The following is a 24,635-nucleotide window of genomic DNA, read 5'->3' as shown; positions in this document are numbered from 1 at the left end:
TGGTGCCGCCGCCGGCGGCGTTCTCGGTGATACCGATCTGCGCCTCAGCAATCTTCAGCAGATCCGTGGCCGTCACCCGGGGCAGGCTCTCAGCGGAAGCCTGCGAGGGAGTGGGAGCGCTGCCGTGGGCGTAAGCCACGCCACCGGTGGTCATGGTCACCGCCGCCGCGGCGGCGGTCAGGCCCAGGAGACGGGTACGGGTGCTGATCCGAACGGCGAAAGTCATGAAGGAAGATCCCTTGAAAGGCAACAGGACAGTCCCCGACCGGCCGGGCGGTGCCCATGTCGCTGGCCGGGGAGGCCGTTTCACCGGCCTTCTTTCTCCATGAAGCCCGCCGGGCGTAGCGGGAGAAGTGCATGAAAGGTGCCGTACGGTTGTCTGAGGTAGTCGTCTGTGCTGATCTTGTTCGCTTGCTGGGGCAGCCTCAGATTGAGAGCCAGCCCTGCTGGCGGTGCGGCGGCCGCCAACTATGCTCCGGTCGTGCCTGGGTGCGTTGGGGCGCTGAACCTGATCGCCAACCGCCGCCAGGCCAGGAACGCGGCCGAGTACGCCGCCAAAGAGGTCGAGCAGCGGGGCATGAATCCCGTGCCCGGGCGCGCGGACGTGCTGTTTCTGGAGATCGCCGTGAGCGACCCCTCCGGCTTCAGCAAGGTCCTTGCAGGTACACGGCGTGGAAGTCGACGGCCATCGGGTGCTGCGCGCCGACAGCCCGGCCGCGCCCAACGCCATCGCCGCGATCCTGCTGGCACTGCGCGATGCCACCGGGGTACGCCCGCACTGCTACTTCGAGTGGGCCGAAGGCGATCCGCTCACCCACCTGCTGCGCTACCTGCTGCTGGGCCGCGGCGCCACCGCCCCGGTCATGCGGGAGATCATCCGCAAGAGCGAGCCCGACCTGGCCCGCGCCCGCCCGATCACGTAGTCCGGGCGGGCGCCCTTGGGCGCCTGCGGCGGCCTGGTCACGCTCGCACCGAGTGGATTTCTGCGTGCGATGGCACCTACCGTGCGATGTGCACCCGCATCTGCGGGGCACCGTGGGAGACTGGCCGGGGACGGACCCGAGCGCCCCCGGCCCTTTCCGGTCAGTGGTTTCCGAGCAGGAAGGTCAGCAGGTTGCCGGTGGACAGTACAGCCCGCACCGTGGTCCGCGACCTGGTCGCAGCCGTCGAGCCGCACGATCCGCAAGAAGCCGCCCACCAGGCATGGATGCTGGAGTGGATCGGCTCCGGGGCGCAGCTCTTCCGTCTGGAAAAGCCCTCGACTCCGCCGCAGCACCTGGCGGTGTACGCCATTTTGATCGACGAGCCGACCCGCTCGATCATGATCGTCGATCACCTGCTGGCCCAGGCGTGGCTGTTCCCGGGCGGCCACGTCGATGATCTTGAAGATCCGAGGGTGACCGCGCTTCGCGAGGTGGCCGAGGAATTGCAGATCACGCCGGGGTTTCATCCGGAGTTCGGCGACGCCCCGTTCTTTGTGACCGTCACCCAGACCCGGGGGGCCGACAGCCATACCGACGTCACGCTCTGGTTCGTCTTCCAGGCCGACCGGCAGGCGTTCATCACTCCGGACCTGCGCGAATTCAGGGACGTTCGGTGGGTGCCGATCGACGAGCGTGCATGGGTGTAGCTCTTCTGTAGGGACTGGACTGATCAGGCAGTGAGGTCGAGTGCGGCCTGGTAGCGGGTCTGGTGAACCCGGCGATGCTCTTGAGCGCGATGGAAACGCCAGTAGGCGTCGAAGTCGCCGTTCGCGATCACGGCCCGGAGCGTGAGGACGGCCTCGGCACCCGCAAGGCCCCACCGGGCACCGGTGATATCGAGGCGATCGTTGACCAGATGACGGCAGGCTCCCTCGATGACACCGGTGGCGATCGGCCAACCGGCCACCAATGCCTCGTCATACCGCAGGAACGCGGCGTTGCCGCGCAGGTAGCGGACGGCCGCGTCCACTCCGCCGCGGCGGCCCGGGCCCAGCCCGGCGGCGGTGGCCTGGGCATCAAGGGCGGCCGCGGCGTCTTCGACGCGGCCGGCCAGCACGGACAGCGCGTGAGCGGCGACCCAGTCCTCGGCGACCGGATCACCGCCCGCGTGCAGGCACCATGCCGCCTTCCACAGATACTCCAGGACGTGGATCACATCGATGACGATGTGGATGGCCACCCCGCGGCGCGCGGCCTCGGCCCGGATGAGGCCGAGCTGGTGGCGGGCGCCGTCGATGAGCACGACCCAGGTCCGCGCGTGCCGCGGGTCGCGGGCCTCGGCCTGGTCGAACACCTTGGCGATCACCTCGCCGGGATCGGCCGACACCGATCCGCACAGCCACTTGCTGCGGGCCGCCGGTCCGGACCGGGCGGGCCGGTCCCCGCTGCGGCCTCCGGGGACGGCGATCACATCATGGCCGCGGCGGGGTGCGGGCACGGCGTCGTAGACCACGCCCAGCATGGCCATGCGCTTGCGGCAGGGTTTCTCCCCGGAGGCCAGCCGGGTGCGGAACGTGGCGCGGTGGCGCTCGGCCGCTTGCCGGGTGGCCGGCCGCAGCCCTTCGGGGCGCATCACCACGCCCTTGCCGTCCACGCTGATGACCAGTAGCTCCTCAGCGGTGCACGGCAGCGGGATCTGCTGGGCGTAGAAGGCGTCGATGTCGGCCGCGGCGGCCACCACCGCCTCCTCCAGCTGTCGTTTGCCGATCACCGGCCCGCACCGGGAGGTGATCGCCGCCTTGGCGGCGTCGAAGCTCCCGCGCACCGCCTCGCGCACGGCCAGCCGGGCCAGCCCGGCCGAATGCCGCCCGGCCGGCAGCGACAGCGCCGCATCGGCCGGATAGAGGTTGGCCGCTCCCGGCGCGCGCCAGGCGCACCGGGTGACGGTCACCGTCCCGACGATCGTGGCCAGCTGCCGGTGATGGCCGCTCTCCAGCCGGCGCCGCACCACCTCATCAACGCCGATCATCCCGGCCCCGCCGGCCCCGCCGGCCCCGCGGCGGGCCCGAAGCGCCGCTCGCCGTTCACGCATCGCCCGCAGGTCCAGGTGCGCCTGCAGCAGCCGGCGCAGCAGCTCACGCCCCTGCTCGGCGACCAGGTCCTCCAGCAGGTCATGAGACAGCGCCGCGGCCGCCGGATCGGCGAGCTGCCGGATCAGACAGTTGAAGGTGTCCTTCGCCGATGCAAAGCAGTCAGCCATCACGGCCGTGTCGTACGGTTCCATCACGGGCTCTTCTTCCGGTGAGGTTCGGGCAGGGTCGCACCCTCGAACCTGGCGGCGGAAGAGCCCGTCGGCAAGTCCCCCGCCCGGTGAGGCCATAGTGATACGCCCCGGAGCGGCCGGCCGAGCCGGACTACCGGCCGAACCGCGTGCGGACCTGCTCGGTCACCGCGAACACTCCCGGGACCTCCTCACTCAGCCAGCCCCGCTCCACCAGCCGTTTCAGCTTCGAGCGCAGGCCCTCGACCTTGGCCGCCTCGCCCGGCAGCCCCAACGCCGCCACGATCTTCCCCGCCCGCATGCCGCTACCGGCATCGGTCAGCACCTCCAGCACATCCTGATAGGCCCTCGGCAGCACCGAGGTGTTCATGCCCGGCCGCCGCCGCGGCACCGTCACCACCCCGATCGGTGACCCGCTCGGTCCCGCTTGCCGGTCTCCGCCCGTCGTGCCGCGCTCGTCCGGTCCGTCACCCGCGCCGGTCGGCGTCCGTTGCGCCGGCGAAGCCGCCTCCTGCAGGATCTCCTCCACCGTCTGGCGGGTGACCACCAGCCGCGACAGCGTCTCTTCCTCGGCCGTCAGCCGTTCACGCAACCGCTCGACCCGCTCCCGTGCCGCTGTTTCCCGCCGCGCCAGCTCCTCCAGCAACGAACCCATCGCGATCGCCTCCACCACGCACGGTAGACAACTCGACCGATCGCGACCAGACCCTCAAAACCCCAGATCAACCAGTCCCTACAGAAGAGCTACACCCGACGGCGAACGCCCCGATCGCGATCGTGGAGCGGCGTTCCCAGGTACGCCGGTCGGAGCTGACCAGGAACGCACCATCACCCGAGTTGTAGCCGTAGACCAGCCCGTGGGCGGCCTGCAGGCCGTGGAAGTCCGCCGCGCCGGACAGGGACATCGTCTTCCAGGTGACGCCGCCGTCGGCCGACTCGATCAGGCCGAGGTTGCCCGGGCCCTCATCATGCTCGCCGGGATGACCGGAGGCCAGGAAACGGCCGGGGCCGACGGCGGTGAAGCCCATCAGATCCGGAGTCCCCTGCGACACCCGCACTGCGGTGCGCTCGTCCTCGATGCGGAACAGCCCGACATGGGTCGCCACGTAGGGCGCCTTGGTGGCCGGGTCGACCGCGATACCGTGCACGTGCCCGAACGCCTCACCCGGACTGGCGGATCCACCGGAACCCCCCGTGCCGCCCGAACCGCGGATGACGAACACGGCCACGGCTGAGACCACCACCGCCACCACCAGGGCTGCGATCAACGGCCGGTGCCGCGTCGGCCGCGTGCTCCCGCTCTTCCTCGCCGGCTTCATCACAGTTGCTTGCTTGCTCATCGGATGTCCCCATCCTTCACGATCGACCGGCGGCGTCCGATGCGGCGGTGACATCGCACCACCGCACGGACATTCCCCCGGTGCTTTTCATCGCCGCTGTCAACGCAGGGCTGCCAGCCGCTGGGTGTACTCGTCGGTGTCCAGCTCGCCGCGGGCGTAGCGCTCGGCCAGGATGCGCCGGGCCGGTCCGGCGGCGTCGGTGTCCGCCGGCGGCGTGGCGAGGCCGCTCCCGGCGCGGGAGGGGGTGGAGCGGACGACCAGCCACACGACCAGCGCGGTCAGCGCCAGCCAGAGCAGCATCATGCCGCCCATCGGCCACATCATCGCTCCATGTCCGTATCCATGCATCGAGTTCATCTCCTTGAGTGGTGGGCGTCCGTCTTCCGGAAGCTCGTCGGTGGTTCAGGACGTGACCTTGAACAGGCCGGTGGCACCGCGGGCGGCGTCGGCGAAGCGGTGGCTGACCATCGCGTACTCGCCGGGCTCGGCGAAGGTGAACTCCGCGAACCCGCCCTGGGACGGGGCCAGGTCGAGGACCTGGGCGCCGCCGCCTGCCGCATCGCCCGGGCGTACCGTGTAGCCGCCGTCTTTGAAGACGGTGTCGAACACGGTGCCCACGACGTGGAAGGCCGACGGCGCGGACGGGCCGGCGTCGAGGACCCAGATGCGGGTGCGCTTGCCGGCGGTGGCCGTCAGCGGGGCGAAGCGGTACTGCCCGGCGTAGCCGTTGAAGGCGACGGCGTCGTAGTCGGCCGTATACAGCTTGCTGAGCTTGGCCAGGCCGTCCTGCGGGCCGAGGGCCAGTTCGGACTGGACGACGACGAACTCCTGGTCGACCTCGGTCAGGTTCGGCGGGTCGATGATGATCGCGCCGTACATGCCGTTGCCGATGTGATGCAGGGCCGGCGCGCTGCCGCAGTGGTACATGAACGCCCCGGCACGCTCGGCGGTGAAGGTGTAGGTGAGCTGCTCGCCTGGTTCGATGGTGCGCATCTTTCGGTCGGGGGCGACCTGGGAGGCGTGGAAGTCGATGGAGTGGCCGGTGGAGCCCTTGTTCACCAGGGTGACGGCGAAGGTGTCACCGACCTTGCCGCGCAGGACCGGGCCGGGCAGGGTGCCGTTGTAGGTCCAGGCGCGCTGCCGTACGCCGGGGGCGACCTCGATGACCTTCTCGGTGATGGTCAAGGTCACCTTGTGCCTGCGTCCGGTCGGCGCGGGCGGGAGGACGGCGTCACGGGGGCGGAAGCCGAAACCGGGTACAGCGGTCGCGTCGTAGGTGGCGGGCGTGCCCTTGCTGCCTTCATGGCCGGCGTGGTCGTGGCCGTCCTCGGTGGCCAGCTGCGGATCCTCCTCGTGCCCGGAGGGCCCGCTCTCGGGATGATTCGTGCCGCCGGGTACCGGCGTGCTGCCGTGCCCGCCGTCGCCCGTCGCGATGCCGACCCCGAAACCGGCACCGGCCAGCAGCGCCGCGCTCAGTGCACTCGCTGCGATGATCAGAGGTCTGCGCATCGGTGGTCGTCTTCCTGCTGATGGTGATCGCCGGGAAAGCAGCAGATCCACGGGGCCGGTCGAGGATTCGGCGTGACGGCCCTGAAAGTCTGATGAAGTCATCAGCGCTCGCCTCTCATGGCTGCCGCGGTTTCCTCTGGTTGCTCACCAGACTGTCCGCTCATACCCCTTGGGGGTAGATTCGTTGGCCTCGCGGCAAGGGGACGAAGGTCCCTCCTGGGGCAGAAAAACTATGGGGGATAGTCGATCGTATGCGAGGTGGACGGACGACCGCCGTCAGCGCCCCAACTCACTGATCACATCTTCCCGATTACCCCTTGCCGCCCGGGCTCTTCTCCGGTCGAGGCGCTGCCCGCGCTACGAAAATGGCTGGTCATCTTCAACGATCCAACGTCGCAGAAAACAGGGGGACGGCCCGATGTCCCTGTCGGCGGGAACCCACTGGAGAGCACACCTGCCCTCGCACCGGACCGCCGGCGTGAGGACTTCGCTGCGGTAGGGGACCGCCCTGTCCCGAAACGGGAATGGCGCAGACCGGGTGCACATCGTCCCCGGTCTGCGCAGTTGCGCGCCCCTTCGCCGGGCCGGGATCACTTCCTGCTGGACCGCATGGCCGGCCGGATACGGAAGCCGGTGGGCTCCGGCTCCCGAGTGACGGTGCCGAGGCGGCCGCCGTCCGTGGCCCGGCGGAGGCACAGGGCGTGGCTCCCGCAGCTCCCGATGTCTCCGGTGGGTTCTCTCCGTCGCCGGGCGGCCGCGACAGGTCAGGAGGCCTGCTCCGGGGGAACCAGGACGGAGACGAGGGTGGCCTCCAGGACTCCGGGGGCATCGGCGGCGGGCAGCCGCCCGGCCTCGACCTCGGCCGCGGCCGTGTGCAGAAGGCCGTAGACGGTGGCGAGCAGCCAGTCGTGCGGCAGGTCGGCGCGGACGGTGCCATCCCCGCGACCGCGGGCCAGCAGGTCGCCCACCACGGCCATGGGCTCGTCGTGGTGGGCGCGCATGCGCTCAGGGCCCAGGACGCGCACGGCGGCGGCCTGCAGGCTGCGGTACCGGTCCAGGACCTGCCAACAGGAACGGACCACCTCGGCCAATGCCTGGCCGGCGGGCAGGTCCTGCACCGGTACCGCGTCCAGGACGGTGCGCGCCTCGCCGATCGCGCGGCCCATCACCTCCTCGAGCAGATCCTCCCGCGAGGGGAAATGGCTGTAGAGGGTGACCCGGCCGACTCCGGCGGCGCGGGCGATGTCGGCCATGGTGGCGTCGGCGTCGCGGCCGAAGACGGCGAGTGCGGCCTCGACGATGGCGGCGATGCTCCGCTCGGCGTCGGCCCGGCGCCGGACGCGCGGGCCGGCGCCGGCAGCGGTACTGGTGCGGTCGGTGGCCATGGGGCAAGCGTACGGGCCGGCTCAGTGGACGAAGATCGGCCCGTCGCCTGCCGGGGGTCGCCCCTTGGGCAGCGCCACCGCGGCGGCCACCGCCGCGACGGCGGCGCCGATCACCGCGGCCCGGTAGGCGTCGGCGAACCCACCGGCTTGTGCGGCGCCGATGCCGGTCGCGGCCAGGGTGGAGAAGACCGCGACACCGAGACCGGCCCCGAGCTCGTGACCGGTGTTGACCAGCCCGGAGACGACACCGGCCTCCTCGTGGGCGACGTGGGTCATGGCGGTGGTGGTGGCCGTGACGAACGCCGCGCCGAGCCCCAGCGCGGCCAGCACGAATCCGGGCTCGACGTCGGTCAGCACGTCCGGCCGGACCGGCAGACGCGACAGCAGCGCCATCCCGGCCGCGGTGCAGGCGAAGGCGGAGGCGGCCACGATCCGGCCGCCGAACCGGACCACCAGGCGGGAACCGAGGTGGGTGCCGGCGACCGTGGCGACGGCCACCGGCAGGAACGCCAGACCGGTCTCCAGGGCCGACAGGCCCGCCACGTGCTGCAGGTACTGCGAGGTGAGGAAGAAGGCGGCCAGCAGCAGCCCGGAAGCGGCCAGCATGACGAGGTTGCCGGTGATCACCGGACGCCGGGTGAGCAGCCCGAGCCGCACCAGCGGCGCCTGGGCGCGCCGTTCGACGACGGCGAAGACCGCGGCCAGGACCAGCCCGCCGCCCAGCGCGGCGCGGGTCCACCGGTCGCTCCAGCCCGCGTCCCCGGCCCGCAGCAGGCCGTACACGACCAGCGCCGTCGCCGCGGTGACCAGGGCCGCACCGGTCAGGTCCAGTCGGCCGCCGCGGGCGGCCGGACCTGCGGCCACCAGGCGGGGCAACGCCACGGCGACCAGCAGGCCGACGGGCACGTTGACGAAGAACACCCACGGCCAGCCGGGTCCGGAGGTGAGCACTCCGCCGAGCAGGACGCCCGCCGCGGCGCCGCCGCCGCCGATCGCCGCCCACACACCGAGCGCGCGGTGCCGCTCCGGTCCGTGGAAGGTGGTGGTCACGATCGACAGCGCCGACGGTGACAGCAGCGCGGCGCCCGCGCCCTGGACGGCCCGTGCGGCGATGAGCATCGGGCCCGAGCCGGTCAGGCCCGCCACCAGCGAGGCCAGCGTGAACAGGGCCAGGCCCGCCAGGAAGACGCGGCGGCGGCCGTACAGGTCCGCCAGGCGCCCGCCGAGCAGCATCAGGCCGCCGAAGCACAGGGTGTAGGCGGTGACCACCCAGGTGGCGGCGGACCGGTCGAGGCCGAGGTCGGCGCCGATGGCGGGCAGCGCGATGTTCACCACGGTGACGTCGAGGATCACCATGAACTGCGCCAGGCAGAGCACGGCCAGCGCCTGCCATCGGCGCGGGGCGGGCGGAACCCCAGGGGAGGTCACGTGGGGGCGGGCGGTGGGGTGGGCCATGACGGCATGCCTCCTAATCCGAACATTGATGTTCGGATTAGACCGTAACACAAGTCGAACGCATCTGTTCGACTTAATTGTCCCGCCGTGCGGCCGCATCAACGTGCAGCGGCTCCACCTGCACATATCGGCGCGGCATGGGACGGCGCTTCTTTCGATCGCCCTGATTCCCTGATCCGCTCCGGCGGTTCCGGATGGTGTGCCCGGTTGAGGAATGAAACCCATAGGGGGTATGTTGCAGGCACGTGAACAGATACCCCTATGGGGTACCCAGGGAAAGGGATGCACCCATGTGCACGGCATGCTCCTGCAGCACCACCGACGCCACCGCCGCGCAGGCGGAGAGCGATGAGCGCACCGTCTACACGGTGACCGGCATGACCTGCGGCCACTGCGTCTCGTCGGTCTCCGCCGAGGTCGGCGAGGTCCCCGGCGTGAGCGGCGTCGCGGTGGACCTGCCCACCGGCGCGGTCACCGTCAGCGGCGCGGGCTTCTCCGACGAGCAGATCCGCCAGGCGGTGGAGCGGGCCGGTTACACCCTGGCCGACGCGACGCCGGTGACCGCGTCCTAGCGACCGGGCCCGGCAAAGAGGCGGTGGGCGTGCACTGGCATGCACGCCCACCTGCGGGGCCGGTCCGACTTCGACATCACACCCAACCCCCTACGACGCATCCTGCCACCTTCGGCACGGAGGCGAGAAACCAGGAGTACGGCATGAACACCGTCGATCCCCGCAGGTGGCAGGCACTCATCGTGCTGGCCGCCGCGCAGTTCATGGTCATCATGGACACCTCCATCATCGGCGTCGCCCTGCCCGACATGCAGCGCGACCTCGGCTTCTCCCCCAGTGGCCTGCAGTGGGTGTTCAACGCCTACGTCGTCGCCTTCGGCGGCCTGCTCCTGCTCGGCGGCCGGCTGTCGGACCTGCTGGGCGCCCGCAGGGTCTTCACCACCGGCTGGATCATCCTGATCGCCGGATCCGTCATCGCCGCGGCGGCCTCCACCGCCTGGGTCGAGATCATCGGCCGCGCCGTCCAGGGCGCCGGCGGCGCCCTCATCGCCCCGGCCTCCATGACGCTGCTCATGATGCTGTTCGGCCACAACCCGCGTGAGCTGGGCAAAGCCATGGCCCTGTACGGCGCCGCCGCCCCGGCGGGCGGCACCGCCGGCGTCTTCCTCGGCGGCGTCATCACCGAGTACCTGAGCTGGCCGTGGGTCTTCATCGTCTACGTCCCGATCGGCCTGCTCACCCTGGCCGCCGTCCCCGCCCTGCTCCCGGCCGTGCAGGGCCGGCGCGGCTCGCTCGACGTGCTGGGCGCCGTCGCGGTCACCGCGGGCATCGCGCTGGCGGTGTTCGCCATCGTGCGCGCCCCCGAGCAGGGCTGGAGCTCGGCCGCCACGCTCGCGCAGCTGGCCGGGGCCGTCGCGCTGCTGGTGGCCTTCCTGCTCATCCAGCGCAGCGTGCGCGAACCGCTGACGCCGCTCGCGATCTGGCGCACCCCGGGCCTGGCGGTGGCCAACCTGGCCATGGCGCTGCTGGGCGCGGCGTGGATCCCGATGTGGTACTTCCTCAACCTCTACCTGCAGCAGGTCCTCGGCTACGGCGCCTTCGCCGGCGGTGCGGCGTTGCTGCCGATGACCGTCGCCATCATGATCTTCATGATCGGTGTCACCGCCCGGCTGCTCGGCCGCTTCGGTGCCAAGCCGCTCATCACGGGTGGCCTGCTGGTGCTGGCCGCAGGCGTGGCGGGCCTGTCGCTGGTGCGTCCTGACGGGGCGTTCGTCTCCGACGTGCTGCCCGCCTCCCTGGTGGCGGCGGTGGGCATGTCGCTGGCCTACATCCCGGCGATGATGTCGGCTCTGTCCGGGGCGCGCCCCGAAGACAGCGGTCTGGCCTCGGGGATCGTCAACACCACCTACCAGGTGGGCTCCGCGCTCGGCCTGGCGGTCATGACCGCGATCGCCACCTCGCAGGGCGCAGCCGAGGCGGGCAGTGTGTCCCGGCTCACCGACGGATTCCAGGCCGCCTTCATCGGCGCCGGGATCGTCGCCGTGGCCGGCGCCGTCCTGACCCTGCTGCTCATGCGCCGCCCCGAGCCGGTGACCACCGAGGCGGGCCCGGAGCGGGAAGCGGTACGCCTCTGATCCGGCCCGCACACGGCGGACGCCTGGGTTCCTACCTCAGGGTTCGGGAGGCCTCCGTCGCGGCTGACCGTTTCAGCCAGGATCATCACGAGGGCGTGCCGCCCGGAGACCTCCTCCGGGCGGCACGCCTTTTCCACAGGACAACGGGGCAGCGGCGGCTCTGGATGGTCAAGACCGCAGGGTGGTCAGCTCGTAGCCGACCCTGCGTACGGCGTCGGCGACTTGGTTGGCGGGCAGCGGGCCGTCACTGACGACGGTGGCCTGTCCGGTGGGGAGATCCACGGTGACCTCGCGAACGGTCCCCAGCATGTCGAGGGCGGCCGTGGCGGTACGAGCGCAACCTCTGCAAGTCATACCGGCAAACGTGTACACGGTGGTCGTGGTTATGTGCTCTCTCCTTCGCATGGGCCTACCGGAAAAGCAGTGGGCTGGTGGGTCTCGGTCATGGAGTGTCACCGCGTGTCGGCGTAGTGGCGGAATACGGTGGACGGCTGCGGTGACGCTTACCCGACAGTCGGGGCTTCGGCATGCTCCATGGGGCAGGCGCTGTAGAAGCGCTCGCGATAGGCGGCCGGGGCGATGCCCAGGACCCGCTGGAAGGCTCGGCGCATCGTCTCGGCCGAGCCGAACCCGCAGCGGCGGGCGACGGTCTCCATGGCGGTCTCGTCACCGGTCTCCAGCAGCACCTGGGCGGCTCTGACCCGGATCTGCTCGACGTAGCGGCCGGGCGTGACACCGACGTCCTTGGTGAAGCGGCGGGAGAAGTGGCGGGCGCTCATCATGGCGCGGGCGGCCATGGCCTCGGCGCCGTGGTCGGCGGCCGGATCGCGGGCGACGGCCTCCATCACCTGGCGCAGGGCCTGGTCGCCGACGTCGGTGGGGCGGGCGGTGGTGGCGAACTGGGCCTGGCCGCCGGGGCGACGCAGGTAGACCAGGAACAGCTTGCCGATCCGCCGGGCCAGGTCGGCGCCGTGGTCCTCTTCGACCAGCGCCAACGACAGGTCGATGCCCGCGGTGGTCGCCGCGGCGGTAGAGATGCGGCCGTCGCGCACGACGACGGCGTCGGCGTCGATGCGGACCCCGGGGAACAGCGCGGCCAGCTCAGCGCACGAGGACCAGTGGGTGGTGGCGCGCCGCCCGTCGAGCAGACCGGCGGCGGCCAGGACGAAGGCGCCGGTGCACACAGAGGCCACCCGCCGGGAGCGGCCGGCCAATCTGCGCACCTGCTCGACCAAAGCCCTGGCCTGACCGCCGGCATCGGTGGCCACCTCCTCGTCCCCACCGGCCACAATCAGAGTGTCGATCGGGCCGTCGATGTCGGTCAGGGCAGCGTCGACCGCAATGCGCACGCCGCCCACGGCCCGGACCGGCTGCCCGTCGGGCGAGGCGACGCGCACGGTGTAGGCGCCGGTCTGCTCGGCGGCCTCGTGGAACACGTCCACCGGACCGGCCAGGTCCAGCAGCTGCACACCGTCGTAGACGGTGATCACCACCAGGCGGCTGCCGGTGGAGGCCCGGTCAGTTGTTGCGTCGTTCACGGCCCACAGCCTGCCGGTGCTCCCTGGCTGGCTGCAATGACACGCACCCCACTGATACGGACGCCGAGGTCGTGTCCGGATCTGCGGGGTGGGTGTCATTGCGGCCAATCGGTCCGGGCCGCGAAAGTGAGATCGCCGAGCTTGGCGGTGCGTCCGGCTCCTGGAGAGGGTGGCCGTCCGACCCGCTGGCTGGCGGCCCCGCCCGCCGTCGACCGGGTTCGGCAAATGAACCCATGAGAATCGGAATACGGTAGGGGGGTATGGTGTTATGGGAGATGAGACGCGAACGACCGGAGGCGGGGACATGGCGGGATACACCCACGACAAGCAGAACCACCTCAAGCGGCTGCGCCGCATCGAGGGCCAGGTGCGCGGCCTGCAGCGGATGGTCGACGAGGACCAGTACTGCATCGACATCCTCACCCAGGTGGCGGCCGCCAACCGCGCCCTGCAGTCCTTCGCCCTGGCCCTGCTGGAGGAGCACATGGCGCACTGCGTGGCCGACGCCACCGCCAAGGGCGGCGCCGAGGCCCAGGCCAAGGTCAAGGAGGCCTCCGAGGCCATCGCCCGCCTGGTGCGCTCCTGACCACCCCGACCACCGGATCGACCAGCAACGACAAGGAGTGATCACCATGACCACCACCTACACCGTCGCCGGCATGACCTGCGGCCACTGCGTCAGCTCCGTCACCGAAGAGGTCAGCACCGTGCCCGGCGTCACCGGCGTCGACGTCGACCTGGCCACCGGCCGGGTGAGCGTCGACAGCGACGGGCCCGTCGACGACGCCGCGATCACGGCCGCCGTCGCGGAGGCCGGCTACGAAGTGGTGACGCCGTCGTGAACACCCCCGCCAAGCTCGGGGCCTACGTCCTCGGCCTCACCGTGGTCTTCGGCGGGGCCCTGGGTGTCGGCAGCGCCGTCGGCGCCGCCGACACCCCGCCCATATCGCCATCCCACCCCGTTCACGGAGCCGCGAGCGCGGCTCCCGGCCGGTCCGCTACGGCGGCTCCGGCGTCCCTTCCTGGAGGGCTGCAGATGTCCGACAGCGGCTACACCCTCACCCCCGAGACGACGACCGTCCCGCCCGGCGAGGCCGCCGACTTCCGGTTCGCCGTCACCGGCCCCGACGGCCGACCGCTCACCCGCTACCAGACCCAGCACGGCAAGAAGCTGCATTTCATCGTGGTCTCCCGTGATCTGGGCGACTTCCAGCACCTGCACCCGCACGAGGCCGGGAACGGGACCTGGTCGGTGAAGCTGACCCTGCCGCGCGCGGGCGTCTACCGGGCGTTCGCCGACTTCGCCCCCGAAGGGGGCGACGGGCTGACCCTGGGAGCCGACCTGCACGCCCCCGGCGACTACACGCCCAACGCGCTACCCGAGGTGAGCCGTACCGACACGGTGGACGGCTACACGGTGCAGCTGAACGGCGACCTGGTCCCCGGAGCCGCCAGCACGCTGACGCTGACGGTGAGCAAGGACGGCAGGCCGGTCACCGACCTGCAGCCGTATCTGGGCGCCTATGGCCACCTGGTCGCGCTGCGCGCCGGCGACCTGGCCTACCTGCACGTGCATCCCGACGGTGAACCCGGCGACGGCACGACCGCGGCCGGTCCGGGCATCACCTTCCACGCCGAGGTGCCCAGCCGCGGCGACTACCGCCTCTTCCTGGACTTCCGGCACGAGGGGACCGTGCGGACCGCGGCCTTCACCGCCCGCGCCGGCCAGCTGCCGGCCCCGGCGGCGACCGCCAGCCCCACCGGTGCGGCCCCGACTCCTGCACCGGCACCCTCACCCGGTAAGTCCGGCTCGCACGGCGAGCACACTCACTGACCCCTGCGCGACGCGAGAAAGGAACCGTGACATCGATGTCCCCCGTGACCGACGACAGGCCGCCGACCGCCACCGGCGCGGTCGAACTCTCGATCGGCGGCATGACCTGCGCGTCCTGCGCCAACCGGATCGAACGCAAGCTCAACAAACTCGACGGGGTGACCGCGACGGTCAACTACGCCACCGAGAAAGCCAAGGTCACCTTCCCCGAAGGCCTCGACCCGCAGACGCTGATCGAGCAGGTGGAGCAGGCCGGGTACACCGCAGCGCTGCCCGCCCCGCCCCAGGCGGAGACCGGAGTGGCCGGTGCACAGGAGGAGGCCGACGAGCTCGCGCCGCTGCGCGCCCGCCTGATCACCTCCATCGTGCTGGCCGTCCCGGTCATCGCTATGGCGATGATCCCGCCCCTGCAGTTCACCCACTGGCAGTGGCTGTCGCTCACCCTGGCCGCACCCGTCGTGGTCTACGCCGGATGGCCGTTCCACAAGGCGGCCTGGACCAACCTGCGCCACGGCACCGCCACCATGGACACCCTGGTCTCCCTCGGCACCATCGCCGCGCTCGGCTGGTCGCTGTGGGCGCTGTTCCTCGGCACCGCCGGCGCCCCCGGCATGACCCACCCGTTCGCGTTCACCATCGAGCGCACCGACGGCTCGGGCAACATCTACCTGGAGGCCGCCGCCGGGGTGACCGCGTTCATCCTGGCCGGCCGCTATTTCGAGGCCCGCTCCAAGCGCCGCGCCGGCGCCGCCCTGCGCGCGCTGCTGGAACTCGGCGCCAAGGACGTCTCCGTGCTGCGCGACGGCACCGAGGTCCGCATCCCCAACGACCAGCTGACGGTCGGGATGCGGTTCGTGGTCCGGCCCGGCGAGAAGATCGCCACCGACGGCGTGATCGAGGAGGGCTCCTCCGCCGTCGACGCCTCCATGCTGACCGGCGAGTCCGTGCCGGTGGAGGTACGGCCCGGCGACACGGTCACCGGCGCGACCGTCAACGCCGGCGGACGCCTGGTGGTCCGCGCCACCCGCGTCGGATCCGACACCCAGCTCGCCCAGATGGCCAAGCTGGTCGAAGACGCCCAGACCGGCAAGGCCCAGGTGCAGCGCCTGGCCGACCGCATCTCCGGGATCTTCGTCCCCATCGTGATCGCGCTCGCCGTCGGCACGCTCGGCTACTGGCTGGGCACCGGCGACGGCGCCGGGGCGGCCTTCACCGCCGCGGTCGCCGTGCTCATCATCGCCTGCCCCTGCGCCCTCGGTCTGGCCACCCCGACCGCACTGCTGGTCGGCACCGGCCGCGGCGCCCAGCTCGGCATCCTGATCAAGGGCCCCGAAGTCCTGGAATCCACCCGGAAGATCGACACCGTCGTGCTGGACAAGACCGGCACCGTCACCGAAGGCAAGATGACCCTGGTCGGCGTGCACGTGGCCGACGGCGAGGCCGCCGAGGAGGTGCTGCGGCTGGCCGGCGCTCTGGAGCACGCCTCCGAGCACCCCATCGCTCAGGCGATCGCCCGCGGCGCGGCCGAGCGGGTGGGCGCCCTGCCCTCGCCCGAGGACTTCGCCAACGTCGAGGGGCTCGGCGTGCAGGGCATCGTCGACGGCCATGCCGTGCTGGTGGGACGGCCCGCCCTGCTGGCCGAGTGGTCCCAGCACCTGCCCGCCGACCTCGAGCGCGACCTCACGCAGGCGCAGGCCGCGGGCCGCACAGCCGTCGCCGTCGGCTGGGACGGCAAGGCCCGGGCGGTTCTGGTCGTCGCCGACGTCGTCAAGTCCACCTCGGCTGAGGCGATCGCCCAGCTGAAGTCCCTGGGGCTGACGCCGGTGCTGCTGACCGGCGACAACGAGGCCGTCGCCCGCACGGTCGCGGCCGAGGTCGGCATCGACGAGGTGATCGCCGAGGTGCTGCCCGCCGACAAGGTGGACGTGGTCAAGCGCCTGCAGGCCGAGGGCAAGACCGTGGCGATGGTGGGGGACGGCGTCAACGACGCCGCCGCCCTGGCCCAGGCCGACCTCGGGTTGGCGATGGGCACCGGCACCGACGCCGCCATCGAGGCCTCCGACCTGACGCTGGTCCGCGGCGACCTGCGGGTGGCCGCCGACGCGATCCGGCTGTCCCGACGCACCCTGGCCACCATCAAGGGCAACCTGTTCTGGGCGTTCGCCTACAACGTGGCCGCGCTGCCGCTGGCCGCGCTCGGCCTGCTCAACCCGATGATCGCCGGAGCGGCGATGGCGTTCTCCAGCGTGTTCGTGGTCAGCAACAGCCTGCGTCTGCGCGGCTTCAAATAAGCCGAGCCGACGGCCTCCGGCATCACGCCGGAGGCCGTTACGGCGCTCGCGGAACTCAGCCCGCACCGAGAAGTGGAGCCGGGCACCCGTGATCTCCGGGATATGCGGCCGTCGGACCGGGACGTCCCCTTCCCGCCTCAGCGGGCCCTGGCCGGTCGAGAAGTTTCGCGATGTCCTCCTCTGGTCCGGTGAAGGGAGTCACCGCCTCTGCCGGGGTAAGGCTGTAGCGCACGACCGAGCACAGGAGGAGATCATGACCACCACGACGATGCCGATGCTGAACACCTACCCGGCCGAGATCAACCTTGACCGGGCCAAGCTCGCGGCCACCATCGACGCACTGATCATGTGCAGTGAGGCGTGTACGGCGTGCGCCGACGCGTGCCTGAGCGAAGGCATGGTCGCCGAGCTGACCAAGTGCATCCGCACGAACATGGACTGCGCCGACATCTGCGGCACCACCGCCCGGGTGCTGTCCCGGCACACCGGGTACGACGCCAACATCAGCCGCGCCCTGCTGGAGGCCTGCGCCATGGCCTGCAAGACCTGCGGAGACGAGTGCGCCGCCCACGCCGGCGCGCACGAGCACTGCCGGATCTGCGCCGAGGCCTGCCGCGCCTGCGAACAGGCCTGCCGTGAGCTGCTGGCCACGATGAGCTGACCGCGTTTGCATCTCATGTTCAAGCGTGGCACGGAGTGATCGGCGCATGTCGCTCAAAGGCGGTGCGGACACGACGGCATGCCCGCCGAAGGCAAAGCGAGTCACCGTGCGCCCGCACCGAGTCGACGTGGACGACAGCGTCGTGAGCAGGCGGGCGAGCGCATCGGCGGCTCACACCTGCCGGCCCGGATGCTCCTACCCCCGCCCGCTTACCAGCAGGTTGGAGGTCTCCGGCGACAGGACCGCCAGGGCGATGTCGAAGGCGACATCGGCGTCGAGGCCGTCGCACAGGGGGCGGCTTGCGGACGAGCGCGTCGAATGAAGACGCGCGTCACGGTCAACCGCTGCCGGATGGTGACGGCCCAGATCCCGGCCAGGCCGGCATCGATCGTGGCGGCGCTGCGCACGACGTCGAGGAACGACGCGGCGCGCAGGTAGAGACGTCTGCGGTGCCGACGACTTGGCGGCGTATCCGCTCGAGGGGGCCGGATCGGCGAGCCGGCGGCGACGGGTTCGCCGTGACGGTCCGCTCCGGTACGGCGCGGGCCGCCCGCCACCGGGTGCGCCGCCGCGCTGCTCGTTCGCCCTCTGCCCGCGCTGCCTCCGTTCTGGCCCGCCTGGCCTTCTGACCGGTGGTTACCGTCGGTCAGGGCTCGCTCGTCCTAAGCTGTGTGACCGCTCCCTGCCCGGGCATATAAGGATCGCACTTACCGAGGTTTCCGGTCGCCAAAATAGCGGTCGGAAACCGCGCCCGCGGATGTCTTCGACGCCCGCCCGAACGGAGAGGCGGTGCAGATCCGAGAGCCCGAGGAAGGAGCGACACCCATGGGTCCCAGCAGTTCTCCCGTCCATCGGCTCGCGCTGGCCACGGCGGCGGGATCCGGTGTTCTCATGCTGCTCACCGCCTGCGGCGGCGCCGATGACACCGCGACCGGTCCCACCGGCGCGACGACCGCCGCCCCGGCCACCTCCGCCGCTCCTCAGCAGTCCGCGACGTTCAACGATGCGGACGTGACGTTCGCGCAGAACATGATCCCGCACCACCAGCAGGCCGTGGAGATGGCCGAGATGGCCGAGAGCCGGGCTTCGGACCCGGAGGTCAAGGAACTGGCGGCCAAGATCAAGAGCGCGCAGGACCCGGAGATCACCACCCTGACGACCTGGTTGGCGCAGTGGGGCAAGCCCGTGACCCCCGAAGCGGGCCACGGCGGACATGACATGTCCGGGATGATGGACGAAGAAGACATGAACAAGCTCATGGCCGCGAAGGGAACCGGTTTCGACCGGATGTTCTGCGAGATGATGATCGACCATCACGAAGGCGCCATCGAGATGGCCAAGACCGAGCAGGCACAGGGCGCCAACCCCGACGCCAAGGAGATGGCCAAGACCATCGAAACCGCCCAGCAGGCCGAGATCGAGCAGATGAACGAGATCCTCGCCAGGCTCTGAACCGTGCACTGCACACGGCGGAGGTCTTCCCCGCAGGGCGAGCACGAGCGGTCCGGACCGCTCTACCTGACGGCTCCGGTGCCCGTGATGGGCGGGCGACGCCCCCCGATAAGACGGTGCCCACGCCTGCTGTGACTCCCTGCGGCGGCGTGCACGCCTGGTACGGGGCCGGCCTTGGCCGTCGCGCCGTCGACGCCACGACCGGCGGCTCACAGCCGCCGCAGAGCAGAGAGACCCCGGCCGTGATCGCAACGGCCGTCGCGGTAGCGAACCTCCCGGGCAGAGGTGACCGAGGCCTTCCACTCGGCAACCGCACCGCACCCTCGATGCTCTCCTCCCGCCACCTCCAGCGGATCCCATGAAGGAAAGGCCCCAGGAGCGGCCGCACCGGTTCCGCCTGCGGCGCGGCTCCCAGGCCGAGGAACGCCCTGTCCCCTTCGCGAAGGGTCCTCCTTCCTCATGGTCCCCACCGCCCGCCCCGCCACCCACGCCCGTGCCCTGAGCGCCGCCATCCTGGCCCTCACGATCGGCGCGACTCCAACCGGTACCGCCCACGCGGACACCCACCAGACGGTCATGCTGAAGGGCTCGACCACCGCTTCCTACTTCTGGGACGACGGTTCCGGCCGCAACGGCGACACCGGTCTGCCGGCCTCGGGCAAACCAATGCAAAAGGGCCTGGCCGCTTCCCCGTCATGGCCGCTGCTGACCGAGGGCTACGTGCTCTACAAGGGCAGGAAGGCGCCGTTCTTCGTCGGCGACCGCGGTCCGGGCGAGCCGTCCAGCCGCGGCATCATGCTGGATCTGGACGCCAAGACCTTCGCCGAGCTGACCGGTGGCACCTTCGACGCCGAGGCGCTGACGGTGCGGGGCAACGGCGGCCTGGGCCACATCAAGGTCGACTACGTCATCACCAAGTGGGGTCCGGGCAAGGGAAAGAAGAACCTGCCGCTGCCCTTCGCCACCGGCGCCTACGCGCGTCACGACGACGACCCCGCCGAACCCGTGCCGGCCCGGACCGCCGAGGCCGAGCCGCGGGAGACCTCCACGGAGGCTCCCGCGAGCACGGGGCCGGCCGGGCAGGCCGGCGGAGGGACAACGGTTCCCGCGGTAGGAGGTGACCGGACCGGCACCGTGGCCCCGAACGCCACCGCCGCTGAACGGGACTCCGGGAGCACGACCGCCGTGTCTTCGGTCACCGATGGACCCGGCAGCAGCCCCAAGAGCGTCCTGCTCGTGATCGCGGGTGTGATCGGGGGCGGAATGGTGATCGGCGGTCGGCTCCTCGGCAGGCGACCGGCCCTCGCAGGAGGTCACACGGGGCCGGGACACCCCTCATTGCGGGCACGCGGGCGGCATCGAAGGCGCCCCTGACCACCCTTTCGCGCGCTTGCGAGATGCGTCCGGCGCGGCAGGGCCATCAACGAGAGCTCCTTATGCCTGGACACCGGCTACCGCGTCAACGCTCAAGGGCTGCTGCCGACCGGCGTCATCGGTTCCCTCGGCGTGCCCGCCGAGGGAACCGCTGCCCGGGCCATCACCATCGCCCGGCGCGCCCGCGCTGATCGGAGCCGCGGCTTCGCCCAGCCTCACCGGGCCGCCCGGGCTGGCCGCTCACCCATCGCCTGAGTGATCATCGCGACATCCTCGCCTGCGTTGCACCTGAGCTGCGCCTGCGCGTCACTACCCCGGCTGCTCATCAGCGCCGGTGAGCAGCCCGTCGGTGAGGCTCTTTGCTTTCAGTACATCGAGATGTGCGGGTGGTCGTAGTGGTTGGCGGTCACGCTCCCGCGGTCCGACATGAACCGCCACCCGGAGCCGTGGTTGATCCGCTGGCGCCAGATCACGTATTTCACGCCGAGCTTGTCCTTGTTCTTGACGGCCCAGGCGGCGATCTCGTCACCGAGCCGGAGGTTGGCGGCCGAGGGCATCGCCCCGCCGGCGCTCATCATGAAGTCGCAGGCGCGCCCGAGCGGGTGCTCACCGCCGTCGTTGATCGGCCGGTAGCAGCCGACCGCGTACGGCAGGGCGAAGCGTTTCCTGATGGCCTCGCGCATGTTACGGGTGCGGTCGGTGATGTTGTCGGCACCATTGGGGAGTTGGGGCGCCCAGGTGCCGTTGGCGCGGCGGCCGGAGCCCAAAGGCACGAGCTGATCGATCTTCTTCTTGATGGCGCCGATCAGCTCCTCGGCGTCCCTGCGCTGCTCCTCGACGTGCTCGCTCTCCCGGCGCAGGTCCTCGGTGAGCTGCGCGGCCCGGTCGGAGGCCTGCTTCCTGGCGTCCCTGCTGCGGGCGAAACCGTCGAGGTAGGCGCCCTGCTGGGCGGCCAGCTGTTCCAGCATGGCCGCACCGCTCATGTCACCGTCGCCGAACAGCAGTGCGGGCAGATCACCGGAGTCGCTCTGGTAGCGGAGCTGGGCGATGGAGTCGACCTGCTTTTTGGCCTCCGCGTAGGCGTCCTCGGCCTTGCTCAGGTTCTCCTTGGCGACGCTCTCGGCCTTCTGCGCCTTCTTCAGCGACTCGCGTTTGGCGGCGTAGGCCTCGATGAGCGCGTCGACCTTCGTGGTGAGCTTGTTCAGCTCCTTGCGGAGCTCGGCCTCGCGGGGCTTGGGGGCTGCGGCGGCCGGGGAGGGGGGACCGAAGACGACTCCGAACGCGGAGATCACGCAGGCGGTCGCGGCCAGACGGTGGCGGAACATGGGGGACGTGGGCGACGGGGCCGCCACGCACTCTCCTCTCCTTCGGCCGGCCGGGTTAGCTGACGGGTTCGGGCGGGAGGACGCCCTTCCACGGAACGTGGTTCACCCCAGGTGCGGTGGTTCCCCGGCTCCCGGGCGCTTCGCCCGGGATGAGGCATGCCGGCCCTTTCGGCCAGCGCGCAACGAAGCATAGTAGTAAACAGCCGGTCATATGACCCTAATCCGATGCAAAGAAGTGATCTTTACGTGATCACCCGCTGCCAGGCGTCGCTGCGAGGGAGGACTCCGATGGAGAGGGAGTCGCGATCTACCAGGAGATTTCCGGTGTAGAACGGTGTGGTGGTGCACCGTGGTGACATGGCGGCCCGCGCGAGCGAGCCGTCCAGGCATGCCGGAATCTACTATTCATCATAGGAGGTGAATGTTGTCGCTCCGGTGATCGTGCCTGCCTGGGCAGATGCCACAGGACCCGGGGCCTCACCTGGGCCACCCCGATGGAGTCGTCGGCGAGACGCCCCGCCGGTCCCGCGGAAAGGATCCGCCGTTGCGGGCCGCCCGGCGGCGGTCAGGCCGGGGTCGCCTGCGGCTGCCGGCCCGGTTCCAGCCGGCCCGACCGGTCCAGGGCGAGCACCGCCACGGCGCAAGCGCCCCCGACCGCGGCCATCACCCACCACGGAAGGCCGGGCATCCCCGCCTGCCTCCCGGCGTCGAGTGCCGCGCCGGTCAGCAGGTTGCCCGCGGCGATGCCGAGACCCGACAGGGTGTTGTAGAAGCCGTAGTAGGTGCCCATCATGCGCTCCCCGCCGAGCGCGGCGATGGTCGCCATCTCGAACGGGTAGACGATCATGACCGCCAGGCTCAGCAGGCCGGTCGCCAGGAGCACCGGTGCCAGGGCCAGAGCGTGCGCCGGCCAAGGCGCCGTACCCGGCAACGCGGGGGCCAGGGACGCCGCCAGGGCGAGCGGCACGAACGAGGTGCCCATCAGCCCCAGGCCCCGCGCCATCGCCTGCCCCGCCGTCCAGCGCCGCCTGGCCCACGCGGTGATGCGGACCTGCCCGACGATGGCCAGGACGCCGGAGAGCATGAACAGCAGGGTGACGCCGAGCTCGCTCCCGGTCAGCCGGCGCACCTCGATCGGCAGGCCCAGGTAGACCTGGAAGTTGAGCACGTAGGAGCCGATCATCGCCAAGGAGAACAGCAGGAAGGACCGGTTGCCGATGATCTGGCGCCAGTCGTGCAGCATGCCGGCCTGCGCGCCGGCCCTGCTGCCGGAACGGCCCGGCAGGGCGCGGATCTGGACGACGGCCAGGACGGTGAACAACCCGGCGGCGACCAAGCAGGTCAAGCGGAAGGTCACCCCGCCCAGCACCAGCCCGATCAGCGGGCCTACCATGATGCCCGTCTGGTAGAAGACGTTGAAGACGGCGAACGCCTCCACCTTGCGCTCACCCGCCTCCTGGGCGAGATAGGCGCGCGCGGCCGGGTTGAACAGGGCTCCGGCCAGGCCCGTCAGCGCGGAGGCGGTGATCAGCCACGGCAGTGATTCGGCCAGGCCGAACAAGGTGAACCCGACGCTGCGCAACCCCAGCCCCGCCGTGATCATCGGTTTGTAGCCGATCCGGTCGGCCAGGCTCCCGCCGAGCAGGAACATGCCCTGCTGGCTGAGGTTGCGCACGCCGAGGATGAGCCCGACCAGCCAGACCGCCAGCCCGAGCTCACCGGACAGGTGCAGGGCCAGATACGGCATGAGCATGTAGAAGCCGACGTTGATGGTGAGCTGGTTGACCAGCAGCAGCCGGATCGGCCGGTTGAACGAGCGGACCTGGGCGACGGTGGCCTTCACGCGCGGCCCTCCAGCGGGTCGGTCACCGTGTCGCAGCGGGTCCACCGCAGGACCTCGGCCTGCGACGGATGGGCGATCTCGTCGGGTTCGGGTTCCGGCTTGGCGTCGAGCAGTCCGCGTTCGGCGCAGTAGGCGTCGTTGTAGACGGTATCGAAGTAGCGCTCGGGGCCGTCGGGGAAGACCACGGCGATCCGCGTGCCCGCGGGTTCGGTACGTGCCAGCCAGGAGGCCACCAGCGCCACCGCGCCCACGCTCCATCCGCCGGTGGCGTACCTGGCCGCCGCGAGCCGCCGGCAGGCCCAGACGGCCTCGCCCGGCGCCACCCAGTGGATCTGGCTGAAAGCGCCGTAGTCGACGTTGCGGGGATGGATACTGCTGCCCAGGCCGCGCATGAGCCGGGTGCGGGCGGGCTGGCCGAAGATGGTCGAGCCGACGGTGTCGACGCCCACCAGCCGCACCCCGGGGTAGATCCGGCGCAGGGTGCGGAAGATCCCGGCGCTGTGGCCGCCGGTTCCCACGCTGCACACCAGCACGTCGATGCGGCCCGGCCGGCGGGCCAGCTCCCGGGCGAGCCGCTCGTAGGCGGAGACGTTGTCGGGGTTGTTGTACTGGTCCGGGCAGTAGGCACCGGGATGCTGCTCCAGCAGCTCACCGACCCGCCGCCGGCGCGCCTGCTGCCAGCCGCCGGCGGGGTGGGGCGCGGTGACCGTCTCGATCCGGGCGCCGTAGGCGGTCAGCAGCCGGTGCATCAGCGGTTCCATGCCCGGATCGCTCACCAGGGTCACCGGGTGGCGGTGAACGATGCCGGCCAGCGCGAGCCCGAGGCCGAGTGTGCCGCTGGTCGACTCGACGATCAGGGCTCCCGGTCGCAGGTCTCCGCGCAGGCGGGCCTGCTCGACCATGTGGAGCGCGGGACGGTCCTTGATGCCGCCGGGGTTGTGGCCCTCCAGCTTCGCCCAGAAGCCGTGGCTCCCCCCGGTCCACAGTTCCGGTATCCACAGCACCGGGGTGTCGCCGACCAGGTCGGCGGGGGAGGAGGCCCCTGGAGCGCTCGTCATCGGGGCACGGGTTTTCGCGTGCAGGTTCTTCATCTGGCGTTCCTCAGCACTGCGCAGATCGCGGTCAGGATGCGTGCGGAGGCGCGGACATGCCGGAAGACGGCTGCCGGACGAACAGGAGATCGTCGATCGGCAGGCGAGGACGGCATGGCCCGCCGGGGGCATCTACACCCGTGACTCGCAGAGCAGGTTGAGGAGGTAGGCGCCGGAGCGCGGTAAG

At 71.1% G+C, this 24,635-nt stretch carries 23 protein-coding genes, 1 pseudogene and 1 riboswitch; of the genes and pseudogenes, 11 read left to right on the top strand and 13 right to left on the bottom strand.

The genetic code is table 11. The annotated features are described in order from the left end of the window. Positions 1–226 (bottom strand): annotated as a pseudogene (locus tag IEZ06_RS24075) (hypothetical protein); the annotation flags it as partial. A gap of 445 nt (positions 227–671) precedes the next feature. Between IEZ06_RS24075 and IEZ06_RS36585 the strand changes: the two are divergent. Together IEZ06_RS36585 and IEZ06_RS24065 are read left to right on the top strand one after the other, a co-directional pair. Continuing rightward, positions 672–923, top strand: a complete 252-nt coding sequence (locus IEZ06_RS36585; protein WP_203872107.1) for a hypothetical protein — start codon at positions 672–674, stop codon at positions 921–923. Positions 924–1,141: 218 nt separating this feature from the next. Beyond that, complete coding sequence (locus IEZ06_RS24065; protein ID WP_189238954.1) at positions 1,142–1,630, top strand: NUDIX domain-containing protein; 489 nt, start codon at positions 1,142–1,144, stop codon at positions 1,628–1,630. A gap of 23 nt (positions 1,631–1,653) precedes the next feature. Here IEZ06_RS24065 and IEZ06_RS24060 read toward each other — a convergent pair whose 3' ends face one another. The 7 genes from IEZ06_RS24060 to IEZ06_RS24030 all read right to left on the bottom strand — a co-directional run bounded on the left by IEZ06_RS24060 (position 1,654) and on the right by IEZ06_RS24030 (position 8,893). Next, positions 1,654–3,207, bottom strand: a complete 1,554-nt coding sequence (locus IEZ06_RS24060) for an ISKra4 family transposase (RefSeq protein ID WP_189238953.1) — start codon at positions 3,205–3,207, stop codon at positions 1,654–1,656. A 130-nt stretch (positions 3,208–3,337) separates the two neighbouring features. Further along, positions 3,338–3,877: a hypothetical protein gene (locus IEZ06_RS24055; RefSeq protein ID WP_189238952.1), complete on the bottom strand. Its 540-nt coding sequence runs from the start codon at positions 3,875–3,877 to the stop codon at positions 3,338–3,340. A gap of 49 nt (positions 3,878–3,926) precedes the next feature. After that, a complete protein-coding gene (locus IEZ06_RS24050) occupies positions 3,927–4,544 on the bottom strand; it encodes a beta propeller repeat protein (protein WP_189238951.1) in 618 nt (205 codons plus the stop codon). A 99-nt stretch (positions 4,545–4,643) separates the two neighbouring features. Beyond that, positions 4,644–4,892: an SHOCT domain-containing protein gene (locus tag IEZ06_RS24045; protein WP_189238960.1), complete on the bottom strand. Its 249-nt coding sequence runs from the start codon at positions 4,890–4,892 to the stop codon at positions 4,644–4,646. A 54-nt stretch (positions 4,893–4,946) separates the two neighbouring features. Beyond that, the gene (locus tag IEZ06_RS24040; protein ID WP_203872105.1) at positions 4,947–6,053 is read right to left on the bottom strand and encodes a multicopper oxidase domain-containing protein; all 1,107 of its coding nucleotides are present in this window, start codon (positions 6,051–6,053) and stop codon (positions 4,947–4,949) included. Between the two features lie 764 nt (positions 6,054–6,817). Further along, positions 6,818–7,438, bottom strand: coding sequence for a TetR/AcrR family transcriptional regulator (locus tag IEZ06_RS24035; RefSeq protein WP_189238949.1), 621 nt, complete (start codon positions 7,436–7,438; stop codon positions 6,818–6,820). Between the two features lie 21 nt (positions 7,439–7,459). Then, a complete protein-coding gene (locus IEZ06_RS24030) occupies positions 7,460–8,893 on the bottom strand; it encodes an MFS transporter (RefSeq protein ID WP_189238948.1) in 1,434 nt (477 codons plus the stop codon). A 290-nt stretch (positions 8,894–9,183) separates the two neighbouring features. On the opposite strand from IEZ06_RS24030, the gene IEZ06_RS24025 reads away from it, so the two are divergent. Together IEZ06_RS24025 and IEZ06_RS24020 are read left to right on the top strand one after the other, a co-directional pair. After that, complete coding sequence (locus IEZ06_RS24025; RefSeq protein WP_189238947.1) at positions 9,184–9,465, top strand: heavy-metal-associated domain-containing protein; 282 nt, start codon at positions 9,184–9,186, stop codon at positions 9,463–9,465. Positions 9,466–9,608: 143 nt separating this feature from the next. Continuing rightward, positions 9,609–11,039 (top strand): MFS transporter, encoded by a 1,431-nt coding sequence (locus tag IEZ06_RS24020; protein WP_189238946.1) that lies wholly within the window; start codon positions 9,609–9,611, stop codon positions 11,037–11,039. Between the two features lie 168 nt (positions 11,040–11,207). Here the strand turns inward: IEZ06_RS24020 and IEZ06_RS24015 are convergent, their stop codons facing one another. Then, complete coding sequence (locus tag IEZ06_RS24015) at positions 11,208–11,393, bottom strand: heavy-metal-associated domain-containing protein (RefSeq protein ID WP_203872104.1); 186 nt, start codon at positions 11,391–11,393, stop codon at positions 11,208–11,210. Positions 11,394–11,542: 149 nt separating this feature from the next. Further along, the gene (locus IEZ06_RS24010) at positions 11,543–12,577 is read right to left on the bottom strand and encodes a GlxA family transcriptional regulator (RefSeq protein ID WP_229798601.1); all 1,035 of its coding nucleotides are present in this window, start codon (positions 12,575–12,577) and stop codon (positions 11,543–11,545) included. A 304-nt stretch (positions 12,578–12,881) separates the two neighbouring features. On the opposite strand from IEZ06_RS24010, the gene IEZ06_RS24005 reads away from it, so the two are divergent. From IEZ06_RS24005 to IEZ06_RS36580, 7 genes are all read left to right on the top strand, one after another. Continuing rightward, the gene (locus IEZ06_RS24005) at positions 12,882–13,163 is read left to right on the top strand and encodes a metal-sensitive transcriptional regulator (protein ID WP_189238943.1); all 282 of its coding nucleotides are present in this window, start codon (positions 12,882–12,884) and stop codon (positions 13,161–13,163) included. A 46-nt stretch (positions 13,164–13,209) separates the two neighbouring features. Continuing rightward, on the top strand, positions 13,210–13,419 hold the full coding sequence (locus tag IEZ06_RS24000) for a heavy-metal-associated domain-containing protein (RefSeq protein WP_189238942.1): 210 nt from the start codon (positions 13,210–13,212) through the stop codon (positions 13,417–13,419). Further along, positions 13,416–14,411: a DUF8832 domain-containing protein gene (locus IEZ06_RS23995; RefSeq protein ID WP_189238941.1), complete on the top strand. Its 996-nt coding sequence runs from the start codon at positions 13,416–13,418 to the stop codon at positions 14,409–14,411. Before IEZ06_RS24000 ends, IEZ06_RS23995 begins: the two co-directional genes overlap by 4 nt. Positions 14,412–14,446: 35 nt before the next feature. Continuing rightward, positions 14,447–16,702, top strand: a complete 2,256-nt coding sequence (locus IEZ06_RS23990; RefSeq protein ID WP_189238940.1) for a heavy metal translocating P-type ATPase — start codon at positions 14,447–14,449, stop codon at positions 16,700–16,702. A gap of 253 nt (positions 16,703–16,955) precedes the next feature. Further along, on the top strand, positions 16,956–17,363 hold the full coding sequence (locus IEZ06_RS23985) for a four-helix bundle copper-binding protein (RefSeq protein ID WP_189238939.1): 408 nt from the start codon (positions 16,956–16,958) through the stop codon (positions 17,361–17,363). Between the two features lie 825 nt (positions 17,364–18,188). Beyond that, positions 18,189–18,815, top strand: coding sequence for a DUF305 domain-containing protein (locus tag IEZ06_RS23980; RefSeq protein WP_189238938.1), 627 nt, complete (start codon positions 18,189–18,191; stop codon positions 18,813–18,815). Positions 18,816–19,274: 459 nt separating this feature from the next. Then, positions 19,275–20,189, top strand: a complete 915-nt coding sequence (locus IEZ06_RS36580) for a hypothetical protein (RefSeq protein ID WP_373293919.1) — start codon at positions 19,275–19,277, stop codon at positions 20,187–20,189. 365 nt (positions 20,190–20,554) lie between these two features. Here the strand turns inward: IEZ06_RS36580 and IEZ06_RS23970 are convergent, their stop codons facing one another. From IEZ06_RS23970 to IEZ06_RS23960, 3 genes are all read right to left on the bottom strand, one after another. Beyond that, positions 20,555–21,541: a coiled-coil domain-containing protein gene (locus IEZ06_RS23970; RefSeq protein ID WP_229798599.1), complete on the bottom strand. Its 987-nt coding sequence runs from the start codon at positions 21,539–21,541 to the stop codon at positions 20,555–20,557. Between the two features lie 3 nt (positions 21,542–21,544). Then, a riboswitch (cyclic di-AMP (ydaO/yuaA leader) is annotated at positions 21,545–21,681 on the bottom strand. A 398-nt stretch (positions 21,682–22,079) separates the two neighbouring features. Beyond that, positions 22,080–23,357 carry an MFS transporter gene (locus IEZ06_RS23965; RefSeq protein ID WP_189238937.1) on the bottom strand — a complete coding sequence of 426 codons (1,278 nt, stop codon included), beginning with the start codon at positions 23,355–23,357 and terminating at the stop codon, positions 22,080–22,082. Beyond that, positions 23,354–24,448 (bottom strand): PLP-dependent cysteine synthase family protein, encoded by a 1,095-nt coding sequence (locus IEZ06_RS23960; protein ID WP_189238936.1) that lies wholly within the window; start codon positions 24,446–24,448, stop codon positions 23,354–23,356. Before IEZ06_RS23960 ends, IEZ06_RS23965 begins: the two co-directional genes overlap by 4 nt. Between the last annotated feature and the right edge of the window lie 187 nt (positions 24,449–24,635).

Source organism: Planomonospora antibiotica, assembly GCF_014647955.1.
GTDB lineage: Bacteria > Actinomycetota > Actinomycetes > Streptosporangiales > Streptosporangiaceae > Planomonospora > Planomonospora parontospora.
The sequence above is the reverse complement of the archived record's forward strand: the minus strand, read 5'-3'. Positions and strand labels throughout refer to the sequence as shown.